This is a genomic window from Massilia sp. 05N420 (assembly GCF_056397205.1).
The window spans coordinates 18,300-29,627 of sequence record NZ_JBFTMX010000055.1 but is presented as its reverse complement, the minus strand read 5'-3'; the positions used below and the strand labels follow the sequence as shown (position 1 = coordinate 29,627).

Annotated in this window: 11 protein-coding genes; 6 read left to right on the top strand and 5 right to left on the bottom strand. The window is 66.8% G+C overall.

Annotated elements, in window-relative coordinates; translation table 11 throughout:
- On the top strand, positions 1-371 hold a 371-nt coding region (locus AC1DIX_RS25090; protein ID WP_477328079.1), incomplete at its 5' end, for a 3-hydroxyacyl-CoA dehydrogenase family protein.
- 106 nt (positions 372-477) lie between these two features.
- The gene (locus AC1DIX_RS25085; protein ID WP_477328078.1) at positions 478-1,683 is read left to right on the top strand and encodes an MFS transporter; all 1,206 of its coding nucleotides are present in this window, start codon (positions 478-480) and stop codon (positions 1,681-1,683) included.
- 73 nt (positions 1,684-1,756) lie between these two features.
- Here the strand turns inward: AC1DIX_RS25085 and AC1DIX_RS25080 are convergent, their stop codons facing one another.
- From AC1DIX_RS25080 to AC1DIX_RS25065, 4 genes are all read right to left on the bottom strand, one after another.
- Positions 1,757-1,960 carry a hypothetical protein gene (locus AC1DIX_RS25080; protein ID WP_477328077.1) on the bottom strand — a complete coding sequence of 68 codons (204 nt, stop codon included), beginning with the start codon at positions 1,958-1,960 and terminating at the stop codon, positions 1,757-1,759.
- A gap of 17 nt (positions 1,961-1,977) precedes the next feature.
- The gene (locus tag AC1DIX_RS25075) at positions 1,978-3,369 is read right to left on the bottom strand and encodes a gluzincin family metallopeptidase (RefSeq protein ID WP_477328076.1); all 1,392 of its coding nucleotides are present in this window, start codon (positions 3,367-3,369) and stop codon (positions 1,978-1,980) included.
- Positions 3,370-3,788: 419 nt separating this feature from the next.
- Positions 3,789-5,489 carry an MFS transporter gene (locus AC1DIX_RS25070; RefSeq protein ID WP_442121312.1) on the bottom strand — a complete coding sequence of 567 codons (1,701 nt, stop codon included), beginning with the start codon at positions 5,487-5,489 and terminating at the stop codon, positions 3,789-3,791.
- 160 nt (positions 5,490-5,649) lie between these two features.
- Positions 5,650-6,663 (bottom strand): tyrosine-type recombinase/integrase, encoded by a 1,014-nt coding sequence (locus AC1DIX_RS25065; protein ID WP_477328075.1) that lies wholly within the window; start codon positions 6,661-6,663, stop codon positions 5,650-5,652.
- Between the two features lie 238 nt (positions 6,664-6,901).
- On the opposite strand from AC1DIX_RS25065, the gene AC1DIX_RS25060 reads away from it, so the two are divergent.
- From AC1DIX_RS25060 to AC1DIX_RS25050, 3 genes are read left to right on the top strand one after another with little or no spacing between them, the layout of a single operon-like run.
- Positions 6,902-7,204 carry a Dabb family protein gene (locus AC1DIX_RS25060; protein ID WP_442121314.1) on the top strand — a complete coding sequence of 101 codons (303 nt, stop codon included), beginning with the start codon at positions 6,902-6,904 and terminating at the stop codon, positions 7,202-7,204.
- Between the two features lie 13 nt (positions 7,205-7,217).
- Complete coding sequence (locus AC1DIX_RS25055) at positions 7,218-8,000, top strand: SDR family oxidoreductase (RefSeq protein WP_477328074.1); 783 nt, start codon at positions 7,218-7,220, stop codon at positions 7,998-8,000.
- Between the two features lie 25 nt (positions 8,001-8,025).
- On the top strand, positions 8,026-8,928 hold the full coding sequence (locus AC1DIX_RS25050) for an SDR family oxidoreductase (protein WP_477328073.1): 903 nt from the start codon (positions 8,026-8,028) through the stop codon (positions 8,926-8,928).
- Here the strand turns inward: AC1DIX_RS25050 and AC1DIX_RS25045 are convergent.
- Entirely contained in the window at positions 8,894-9,820 is a 927-nt protein-coding gene (locus tag AC1DIX_RS25045) for a LysR family transcriptional regulator (RefSeq protein WP_477328072.1), read from the bottom strand. The genes AC1DIX_RS25050 and AC1DIX_RS25045 overlap by 35 nt on opposite strands.
- Positions 9,821-9,942: 122 nt before the next feature.
- On the opposite strand from AC1DIX_RS25045, the gene AC1DIX_RS25040 reads away from it, so the two are divergent.
- Complete coding sequence (locus AC1DIX_RS25040) at positions 9,943-11,319, top strand: MFS transporter (protein ID WP_477328071.1); 1,377 nt, start codon at positions 9,943-9,945, stop codon at positions 11,317-11,319.
- Positions 11,320-11,328: the final 9 nt, after the last annotated feature.

Genomic DNA, 11,328 nt, shown 5'->3' with positions numbered 1-11,328 from the left:
CCCCCACGCCGCATCCTTCGCAATGGGTCGACGAAATGATCGTCCAGCACTCGAAGGACCTGGGCATCCAGCGCCGCGAGATCGCCGACCAGGAAATCGTCGAGCGCCTGGTCTACGCCCTGGTCAACGAGGGCGCGAAGATCCTGGAAGAGGGTATTGCCCTGCGCGCCTCCGACATCGACATGGTCTACCTGACCGGCTACGGCTTCCCGCTCTACCGTGGCGGCCCGATGTTCCATGCCGATACCGTGGGCCTGGCCAATGTGCTGGCGGCGATCGAGAAATATGGGCGGGCTTATCATGGGGAGGCCTGGAAGCCGGCTTCCTTGCTGCAGCGGCTGGCGGCCGAGGGGCGGGGATTCAATAGCTGATTCGTGGCCCCGCATGCGCGCGGTACGACGGTAACAAAGATGCCCCTGATGCGCGCATGGCCTCGCTCATGTTAGGCTCGATATCCTTACCGTACTCGAGCCCGATGTGAAAAATGCCCTCCTGATCGCGACCGCATGCCTGCTCGGCCTGCTGTCGACGACCGGCGCTTCGCTGCCTTACCCGATCCTGCCGCCGCTCTTCGCGGGTGTGGAAACTGCGGGCGCCGCCAACGGTCTGACCAGCTTCCTCAACCTGCCGCCCAAGCTGCTGTTCGCCATCGCCCTGATGGTCAATCCGATCGGGCTGCTGATCGGCACCGCCGTGCTGGGCTCGCTGTCCGACCGTTTCGGCCGCCGTCCGCTGCTGCTGTGGACCGCGGCCGGCGCGGCCGTCGGCCATGTGCTGACCGCCTGGGCGCTGGCGATGGGTTCCTATCCGCTGTTCCTGCTGGCGCGCTTCGGCACCGGCCTGCTGGAAGGGCAAGGCGCCATCGTCCGCGCCATGCTGGCCGACCGGCTGGAGGGCCCGGTGCGCAACCATGCGCTGTCCTGGCTGAACGGCTCGTTCACCCTGGGATGGCTGTTCGGTCCCTTGCTGGCCGGGCTGACGATAGCCTTCGGCATCACCGTGCCTTTCTATATCGCCGCCGGCGCGCTGCTGCTGGGGACGGCGCTGGTGGCGATCAGCCTCAAGCGCGAACCGAGCGCCCACGGTCCCGGCTGGTGGGCGGTGGCGCGCGAAAAGCATGCCTTCAACCTGCTGCGCCACGACGGCCTGCGCATGCTGTTCGTGGTCCAGCTGGCCTACACCTGCGGCGTGACCGCCTTCTACGAGTTCTATCCGCTGTGGCTGGTCGAGGTCGGCCGCTACGATACCCGTGCAATCTCGCTGGTGAACGTCGGCATGTGCGCGCTGATGAGTTTCACGGCTGTTTTTGCCGGACGGCAAAATCGTGACGATCCGCTGCGCCGCGCCGCCTTCCTGGCGGTGGCGGTGGCACTGGCGATCGCCTCGCTGGGCACCGGCCAGCTGTGGATCGGCCTGGCCGGCATCATGCTGTTCGGCCTGCCGCATGCCTGCTACAACGCGGTGATCCAGGTGTGGGCGGCGGACCGTTTCGGCGGCCACGGCCAGGGCGCCGTGATGGGCCTGCTGTCGACGACCTTCTGCCTGGCGAACATCCTGATGGCGGCGGCCGGCGCGGTGCTGACGCTGTTCGATACGCGGCTGGTGCTGGTGGCGGGGGCGACGCTGACGGCCTGGGCCGCAATGCGGATGAGGGCGTGGAGCAGGGCGCCGGCGCTCCAATAGCCGCGTCGCCGCGCCCCGCGCCCCGCACCCCGCACCCCGCACCAGCCGGCCATGCACCGGCGCGGGCTACTTGCTAGTACATCTTTCTGCGCACCAGAATCGGCAAGCCGCTGGCCTCGTGGCGCCCGATAATCTCGTGCGTCACGCCACGCGGCAGCTTGCCATCCTTGTCCGGCAGCGCAGCCTCGCCACGCTCCACGATGCCGCGGACATAGGCCTGCGACTCCAGGGTGTCGGGGACGATGCTGTTGCCCGGGTTTCGCTCTCGCTCGTTCATTTCCGTCAGCGCCTCCGTCAGTCGTGTTTCAGGCCGCAATCGCACAACACGCGCTTGAGCTGCAAGGCGCCGTTGGCTTTCACCAGCCTGTGGGTCTTCAATCCCGACAAGGGATCGATACGGTCGGCGTCGCCGACCGCCCCGCTGAGATCGACTCGCCCTTGCTTGAATAGTTGCTCCACGAAGCCGCGCGCCGCAACTTCGGAACTAGGCACCTGGACCGGGGCGACGTCGGTGAGGGATGCGTGGGCTGCGAATTGGCGCGGTTGCGAAGGCGCTTCCACGAGCAGCGCCTGGTCGCCGAGTCCGTATTGCTTACCGTCGAGGGCGAGATGCGTAGGGGCATGGGAAACCGGCGCCGCGGCTCCCGCCGCCCGGCGCGACAGGGTCTTTGCCGCCTCGACCAGAGTCCGGACAGAAGCCGCCGAGGTGACGGACAGGATGCCGCGCTTGACGAACGCCGCCTTCAGCGGACGTGAGAATGCGGGATCGATCTGGCCCCCTGCCTGCACCATGCCGCCGGCCACTTGGCTGTAGAAATCGGAAGCGGCAGCGGCGCTGCGCACACCGGCGACCAGGATGTCGCCCATCTGCTCACTGACTTTCAGTAGCTCGTCTTCCGTCGGAGCCGCCGGATCACGGGCAGCCGCCAGCAGCATGCCGGCCAAGGCATCCAGGAAGGCGCCCGTGAAGACGCGCGAGAAGGAGTGCGGCTCCGCCGAAAGGGCCGATGCCGGGCCGGACGACGGGAGGGATAGCGGAGGCACGTACATGAAGCGGTTCGACGCATTGCGCAGGCAGTCCGGGTCTACAGCGTTAGGGGAGATTTCGCGTATGGCGTGGCCGAGTTGTTCCGCCAGCCGTGACAGCCGCGAACTCCGGTTGAGGTAGCCGCCGGTTTCCGACATGACGGCAGTACGCATGAGGGGCAACTGCAATGCCGACAGGATCGAGCTCATGTCCCCGAACGATTCATGGAAGGCGCCCACCTCCAGGGCGGCGATATTCCACAAATCCGGCCTGATCGCATCCAGGATGGCGTGGCCCATTTCGTGACAGAGGATGTCGGGGCTTTCGCCAGAAAACACCGTGCCTCCTCCGGGGATATTGCCGTGGAAGAATTTCAGCCCGGTCCGATCGTAGAACGCATTGAAGTCTTCCCCTTCGTCAAGGAAGATTTGCATCTCTGGACCGATGTCTTCAAACCACGTCAGCTCAGGGATCCGCGCCTGCCAGAAATCGGCTCCACGCCGCAAGGATTCCGCGGCGTTCCAATAGCGGAAACTGGGGGTACCTACGGAGTAGAACCCGAGAGGAACCGCGTCGTCCTGGATCTGGTAAGACAGTTTGCCATTGTCCAGCGACGGTGCCGGACGCTGGATCGGGGTTCCATTTTCAGGGTCATCCATCCACGCATTGACTCCCCCATCGTGCATGACCACTTGGTTGAGAGTGTCGGGAATTCGCCTAGGCAATGGAGTTCTTTTTGAAATCCTTGGATGGAGTTGTTGCGGCATTTCCATTTCCCCCTTCAGAACAGGATAGATCGATGATCGAGTGAGTCAGGACAACGGGTACGCAACTAGTTGGAATAGGAAGTCAGGCGAGAGAAACGCCAGTGGCGAGGCAAGGTACCCGCCTGTGCAAGCGTAGGTATGCGGGGCTTGTGAAGTTTGATGTGAATCAAAGGTGTGGGACGGCCGAGATTGGGATACGTGCTCGGGTTCCAGTGGAAGAATGGTGGAGATGCCGCTAGTAGACATCGTCACGCGCCCTCGTTGGCGCGCACAAGAAAGGTGGGCACGAGGGTGCCCACCACAACGCGGTGTTAATCGGCCGCGTAGATATTGTTGTTCTTCGTCTCGCGCACGAACAGCATGCCGATCACGAAGGTGATCGCCGCGATGACGATCGGATACCACAGGCCATAGTAGATGTCGCCTTTCGCCGCCACCATCGCGAAGGCGAAGGTCGGCAGCAGGCCGCCGAACCACCCGTTACCGATGTGGTAGGGCAGGGACATCGAGGTGTAGCGGATCCGGGTCGGGAACATCTCGACCAGCATCGCCGCCACCGGGCCGTAGACCATGGTCACGTACAGCACCAGCACGAACAGCAGCCCCACTACCATCGGCTTGTTGATCGTGGCCGGATCGGCCTTGGACGGGTAACCGGCGGCCTTCAGGGAGGCGCCCAGGTCGGATTTCAGTGCGGCTTCGCGGGCCTTGCTGGCCTTGTCGAGGTCGAGGCCGTCCGGCGTCTTGGCGGCGGCGAAGGACGGGTAGACCTTGTCGCCGATGTGGACGCTGGCGACGGTGCCGGCGGGCGCATCCTGGCGGGTGTAGCTGACCGAGGCGGCGGTCAGCTGGGCGGTCGCGATGTCGCAGGACGAGGAGTAGATTTCCTTGCCGGTCGCCTTGAACTGGAAGTGGCAGTCGGCCGGGTCGGCCACCACCACCACCGGCGAGTTCTGCAGGGCGGTGGCCAGGGCCGGGTTGCCGTAGCTGGTCAGGCCCTTGAAGATCGGGAAGTAGGTCAGGGCCGCGATCAGGCAGCCGGCCATGATGATGGGCTTGCGGCCGATGCGGTCGGACAGCGAGCCGAAGATCACGAAGAAAGGCGTGGCCAGCGCCAGTGCGACCGCGATCATGATGTTGGCGGCGGCGGGTTCGATCTTCAGGGTCTGGGTCAGGAAGAACAGCGCATAGAACTGGCCGGTGTACCAGACCACGGCCTGGCCCATCACCACGCCCACCAGGGCTAGCAGGGCGATCTTGGCGTTACCCCAGGTGAGGAAGGCTTCGGACAGCGGCGCCTTCGACGTCTTGCCCTCGGCTTTCATCTTGGCGAAGGCAGGCGACTCGCTCATCGACATCCGGATCCATACCGAAATGCCCAGCAGCAGCACCGACACCAGGAAGGGAATGCGCCAGCCCCAGGCGTCGAAGGCCTTGGTGTCCATCGAGGTGCGCACGCCCAGGATCACCAGCAGCGACAGGAAGAGGCCGAGCGTGGCGGTGGTCTGGATCCAGGAGGTGAAGTAGCCGCGACGGCCTTCCGGCGCATGCTCGGCCACATAGGTGGCGGCGCCGCCATACTCTCCGCCCAGGGCCAGGCCCTGCAGGATGCGCAGCGAGACCAGGATGATGGGCGCGGCGATGCCGATCGAGGCGTAGCCGGGCAGCAGGCCGACGATGAAGGTCGAGCCGCCCATGATGAGGATGGTGACCAGGAAGGTGTACTTACGGCCGATCATGTCGCCGAGGCGTCCGAACACCAGTGCGCCGAAGGGGCGCACGATGAAGCCCGCGGCGAAGGCCAGCAGGGCGAAGATGAAGGTGGTGGTGGGGTCGCCGACGAAGAACTGCTTGGCGATCACTGCGGCGAGAGAGCCGTAGAGGTAGAAGTCATACCATTCGAAAACCGTGCCGAGGGAAGACGCAAAGATGACCTTGCGTTCTTCCCGGGTGAGTCCGCCGGCGGAAGGCGCTGCCTTTCCGCCGGCTGTCATGCCGGGGGTGATAGCCATTGTAGTCTCCGTAATGAGTTGTATTGTCAATGGGTAGCCGATATTTACGCCAGCTACGGCAGCGACTCTGCGCCGCGAAACTTACGCGATGCTTGCTCCAAACTTACACGAAACTTACAGATGAGCCGTTCGGCTGCCTCCTCATGCGCACTGGATGGAATCAGGCGTCCTTGTCCTTTGGACCGGCTTCCGGCGCCTGGGTTTCCGGATTAACTTTGGCGTACTTGTAAGCCTCCGCGGATCGTTCGAGCGCGAGGCCCAGCGCGGTGGTCAGCTCGCTTTGCGGCGTGCCCTGGCGCAATTGCTGCGAGGCGAAGGTATTGCGCAGGGTGCGGCCGCCGGCGCGCGGGACGGCCAATCCGGCGCGTTCGAAGCTCGCCTTGACCTGGCGGTAGACGGTGGCCTTGTGCAGCGCTTCGCCCTCCAGGTTGGCGGGAAACACCAGTTCGCCCGGAATCTCGAGCGCCTGCCGCTCGTCCAGCCAGGCCAGCAGTTCGGCGACGCCTTCCTTCGGCAAGGTGGTGGCGTGCTCATAGCTGGTGCGGTGCTTGTGCGCGGGCGTGATGTCGAGCCGCAGGCCGCCTTCGACGTCGGGCTGGCGGCCGATCTCGTCCACCAGCAAACCGATCGCCTCGGCGACCCGCAGGCCGGCCAGCGCCATCGTCACCTGCATCGCGCGGTCGCGGCGCCGCTTCCAGCCCGAGGCCTTGCCCTCGTCGCCGGCACGGTGGCCGGGCAGGGCAGCCAGGAAGCGCTCCAGCTCGTCCGCGTTGAGGGCGCTCATCGGGGCGTCGCGGCTGATCTGGGCGCGGTCGATGCTGACGATGGCTTCGCGCGCCGGGTTCGGCGCACTCTGCAGGTATTCGTAGCAGCGCTCCAGCAGGCGCAGGTAGCGGTAGGCGATCTTGCTGTTCAGGTCGCGGTGGCCGTCGTGGGCCAGTTGCACGAAGCGGTGGAGGTCGCGCGCCGTCACGGTCGAGATCTTCAGGCGCTCCTCCAGCATCCAGGCGGCGAACTTCCCGAACATGAATTTATAGATGGCGGCGGACTCCGGCGACACCGGCTTCGGATTGTCCTCGCGCTGGCGGCTCGAGGTCAGCACGAAGTCGGGCGAAGCGACGAAGGCGGCGAAGCGTTTGACGGGATCGGCATCCCAGGCGGCGAGGTGGTCCATGCCGTATTCTGCAACTAACCGAGAGCGTATGCAAATGGAAGGCGTGCGCATGCGGCGGTGGCAGCGGGAGCGGCCGGTCAAGTCTATTTGCAACTAACCGACAGTTGGATCACAACAAGCCAAAACCCAGCCACCAGCACGACAGGGCAGGCAAATCCACTGCGCTCGCCATCCAGGCGCCCAAGCGTTATGCTTCTCGCTATTCGCTCAATCACATTTGAAACAAGGAAGAAAACTCATGCTGAAGCACATCGTCATGTGGAAACTGAAGGAACACGCCGAAGGCGCCGACCGCGCGGCCAATGCCCGCGAAATGAAGCGCCGCCTGGACGAGTGCGCCGATATCGTCCCCGGCATCCACAAGTTCGAAGTGACCCTGGCCCAGCCGGGCCTGGAAGCGACCTATGACGTGGTGCTGTACTCGGAGTTCGCGGACAAGGGCGCGCTCGAAGCCTATGCCAAGCACCCGACTCACCAGGCCCTGGTGCCCTTCATCGGCGCGATCCGCGAAGCGCGCCAGTGCATGGACTACGAAGTCTGAGCGGGAGGCCGCCATGCGCACCGTAAGGGAGCTGTTTTCGCTGGAAGGCAAGACCGCCGTGGTGACTGGCGGCTCGCGCGGCCTCGGCCTGCAGATGGCCGAAGCGCTGGGCGAGCAGGGCGCGCGCGTGCTGCTCGCGGCGCGCAAGCAGGCCGAGCTCGACGAAGCCTGCGCCCACCTGGCGGCGCGCGGCATCGAGGCGTGCAGCATCGCCGCCGACCTGTCCGACGAAGCGGCGATCGGCGGCCTTGCCGAGGGGGCGCTGCGGCGCCTGGGCCAGGTCGACATCCTGGTCAACAATGCCGGGGCAACCTGGGGCGCCCCGGCCGAGGAGTTTCCGGTCGAGGCCTGGGACAAGGTCATGAACCTGAACGTGCGCAGCGTCTTCCTGCTGTGCCAGGCCTTCGGGCGGCTGTCGATGATTCCGCGCGGCCGGGGACGCATCGTCAACATCGCCTCGATCGCCGGATTGGGCGGCAATCCGCCGGGCACCATGCAGACGATCGCCTACAACAGCTCGAAGGCGGCAGTGATCAACTTCACCCGCACCCTGGCCGGCGAATGGGGCCGTTACGGCATCACGGTGAACGCGATCGCGCCGGGATTCTTCCCCTCGAAGATGACCCGGGGCATACTGGCGGCGGTGGGTGCCGACAGGCTGGCGCAGCAGGCACCGCTGGGCCGGCTCGGCGACGACGAAGACCTGAAGGGCGCGGTGGTCCTGTTCGCGTCCGATGCGGGCAAGCACATCACGGGGCAGGTGCTGGCCGTCGACGGCGGCGTGTCTGCGGTCTGATCCGCGCGGCGCAGGGAGAAAAGCAATGAAGCAGTTCGCAGGACGGGTAGCCGTCATCACCGGCGCGGGTAGCGGCCTGGGCCGTGAATTCGCCAACACGGCGGCGGGGCTGGGCATGAAACTGGTGCTGGCCGACATCGACAAGGAAGCGCTGGAGCGTGCCACCGACGAGTTGCAGGCCGGCGGCGCCGAGCTGCTCTCCATGGTGGTCGACGTCGGCAAGGGCGAGCATGTCGAGGAGCTGGCGGATGCCGCGATGATCCGCTTCCACGGCGTGCACCTGGTGTTCAACAATGCCGGGGTCGGCGCGGGCGGCCTCATCTGGGAAAACAGCCAGGCCGACTGGGAATGGGTGCTGGGCGTGAACCTGTGGGGCGTGATCCACGGCGTGCGCGTGTTCACGCCGATCATGCTGGAATGCGCCCGCCGCGATCCCGCTTACGAAGGGCACATCGTCAACACGGCCTCGATGGCCGGGCTGCTGAATCCGCCGGCGATGGGCGTCTACAACGTCTCCAAGCACGCCGTGGTGTCGCTGAGCGAAACCTTGTACCACGACCTGCGCCTGGTCGATGCCCCGGTCCAGGCCTCGGTCCTGTGCCCATACTTCGTGCCGACCGGGATCGGACATTCGGAAGCCCACCGTCCGCACGGGCTGCAGAATGATGCCGCGCCGACGGCCAGCCAGCAGGCGGCCCTGGCCCTGATCAACAAGGCGGTGGAGGCCGGCAAGGTGACGGCCGCCGACGTCGCGGCCACCACCTTCGACGCGATCCGCGAAGGGCGGTTTTACATCTATTCGCATCCGCAGGCGCTGGGCGCGGTGGCTGAACGCATGGATGCCATCGTCCACGGCAAGCCGCCGGCGGACGCCTATGCGGCGACGCCCCAGCTCACCCAGATGCTGCAGTCGCAGCTGAAGCGCTAGCTGCCGGGGCACTGGTCTCGAGCAGCAAGCCACGCAGCCAGCGGTGGGCCTGGTCGGCGTCCATGCGTGGATGCCACAGCATCGAGACCGATATTCCGGGCACGACGAAAGGAAGCGCGAAGCTGGCCATGCCTTCGCGCAGCCGACTGGTATGACGCTCGGGGACGGTGGCCACCAGGTCCGATCCGCGCGCGAGCGCGAGCGCGGCCGCGAAGCCGCCGACCGAGGCGGCGATGCGGCGCTGCAGGCCGAGTGCATCGAGGGCATCGTCGACGCTGCTCCGTTCGCGTCCGCGCCTGCTCACCAGCACATGCCTGGCCGCCGCATAGGCCGCCGGCGTGATCGCCGTGCCGGCCAGCGGATGATCCTCACGTACCACGCCGACGAAGCGGTCCTCGAACAGGATGCGGCTGCGCAGTTCGGGGCTGGCGGCACCGCCCACCACGCCGGTGTCCAGGTCGACGCTGCCGTCGCGCAGCGGGGCGCTGTCCTTGTCCGTCTTCTGCACGAAGCGCAGGCGCACCCCCGGCGCCTCGGCGGCGGCGCGCGCGACGAGCAGCGGCCCGAAGTTCTCGACGAAGCCGTCGCTGGTGCGCAGGACGAAGCTGCGCTCCAGCCGCCCCAGGTCGAGCGGCACGGCGGGACGTAGCACCGCCTTTGCTTCTTCGACCAGCGGACCGATACGGTTGCGCAGCTCGAGCGCCCGCGGCGTCGGCACCAGGCCGCGTCCCGCACGTACCAGCAGCGGATCGCCTGTGGTCGCGCGCAGGCGTGCCAGCGCGCGGCTCATGGCGGACGCGCTCAGGCCCAGCCGGCGGGCGGCGCGCGCGACATTGCCCTCGGCGAGCAGGACGTCGAGGGTGACGAGGAGATTCAGATCGGGCGTCGACATCGCGCCAAGATAGCACGCTGGCTCGGGATATGGCGTTCCATGCACTGATCGAGTGCAAATGCTGCGTCTTCCGCCATGCGTGCGCTGCGACTAGGCTCCCGGTATCGACCTTGAAGGGAGCCATGGACATGAAAACGCATTCCGCCATCCTCGCCAGCCTCTCGCTGAGCGCGCTGCTGTCCTCGCTCGGGACCAGCATCGCCAACGTGGCCCTCCCAGCGCTGGCACGGGCTTTCCAGGCGCCGCTGCCCGCCGTGCAATGGGTCGTGCTGGCCTATCTGCTCGGTGTATCGGGGCTGGTGGTGGTGGCCGGCCGGCTCGGCGACCTGGTCGGAAGAAAACGGCTGCTCTTGGCGGGCATCGCCATGTTCAGCCTTGGGGCCGGGCTATGCGCCGCGGCGCCGTCGCTGGCGCTGCTGGTCGCTGCGCGCCTGCTGCAGGGCGCCGGCGCGGCGGCGATGATGGCGCTGACCATGGCGGCGGTCAAGGATACGCTGCCCGCGGCGGAGACCGGGCGCGCGATGGGGATGCTGGGCACGGTATCGGCGGCCGGCACCGCCCTCGGGCCTTCGCTCGGCGGCGTGCTGGTCGCCGGCTTTGGCTGGCCGGCCGTGTTCCTGCTGCAGGGTGCTTGCGGCCTGGCGGCGTTCGCCTGCGCGGCGCGCTTCCTGCCCGCCGATCTCTCCCCGCGCGCAAGGCCGCGCTTCGATCATGTGGGCACGCTGCTGCTCGCGCTCACACTGACCGCCTTTGCCCTGGCAACGACGGTCGCTGCCGCGCCGCGCGGCCCGCTTGTGGCGCTTGCCGCCGGCGCTGCGATCCTGTTCGTCCACGCCGAGCGGCATAGCGCCGCGCCCCTGGTGGAACCGGCCCTGTTCCGCGACCCCGTGCTTGCCGCCGGCGTCCTCACGAGCATGCTGGCGACGGCGGTCGTGATGGCAACGCTGGTAGTGGGTCCCTTCTATCTGACTGGCGTCCTGGGTCTCGAAGCCGGGCGGATGGGTCTCGTGATGGCGGCCGGGCCGGTCGCCGCGGCGCTTGCGGGCCTGCCGGCCGGGCGTGCCGTGGACCGGCTGGGTGCACGCTGGAGCGCACTGGCCGGCCTGACCGGGATGCTCACCGGCGCCTGCCTGTTGTGGCTCCTGCCGCCGTCGACCCCGGCCGCCTATGTGGCGTCGATTGCCGTGCTCACCGCCGGCTACGCGCTGTTCCAGGCCGCGAACAATACGGCGGTGATGTCGGCTGCGGGGGAGGAGCAGCGCGGACTGGTGTCGGGACTGCTGAACCTGTCGCGCAATCTCGGCCTGATCGGCGGCGCCGCCGGCATGAGCGCCGTCTTCATGAACACGGCGGCGGACGGCGGGCAGGCGGCGGTCGTGGCCGGTTTCCGGTCCTGCTTCGGCCTGGCTGCTGCCCTGCTCGGCCTGGGATGCGTGCTGGTGATCGTCCTACAATGGTCCGGGAAGTCATCCTATTCGCCCGGCGCCCGGGGGCGCTAGGATAGTTCC

Bases quoted from the DNA above. Each gene is read 5' to 3' on its own strand.
- AC1DIX_RS25060 (WP_442121314.1), top strand. From the start codon at position 6,902: ATGCTGAAGCACATCGTCATGTGGAAACTGAAGGAACACGCCGAAGGC.
- AC1DIX_RS25055 (WP_477328074.1), top strand. From the start codon at position 7,218: ATGCGCACCGTAAGGGAGCTGTTTTCGCTGGAAGGCAAGACCGCCGTG.
- AC1DIX_RS25065 (WP_477328075.1), bottom strand. From the start codon at position 6,663: ATGGACCACCTCGCCGCCTGGGATGCCGATCCCGTCAAACGCTTCGCC.
- AC1DIX_RS25045 (WP_477328072.1), bottom strand. From the start codon at position 9,820: ATGTCGACGCCCGATCTGAATCTCCTCGTCACCCTCGACGTCCTGCTC.
- AC1DIX_RS25080 (WP_477328077.1), bottom strand. From the start codon at position 1,960: ATGAACGAGCGAGAGCGAAACCCGGGCAACAGCATCGTCCCCGACACC.
- AC1DIX_RS25050 (WP_477328073.1), top strand. From the start codon at position 8,026: ATGAAGCAGTTCGCAGGACGGGTAGCCGTCATCACCGGCGCGGGTAGC.
- AC1DIX_RS25040 (WP_477328071.1), top strand. From the start codon at position 9,943: ATGGACATGAAAACGCATTCCGCCATCCTCGCCAGCCTCTCGCTGAGC.
- AC1DIX_RS25075 (WP_477328076.1), bottom strand. From the start codon at position 3,369: ATGGATGACCCTGAAAATGGAACCCCGATCCAGCGTCCGGCACCGTCG.
- AC1DIX_RS25070 (WP_442121312.1), bottom strand. From the start codon at position 5,489: ATGGCTATCACCCCCGGCATGACAGCCGGCGGAAAGGCAGCGCCTTCC.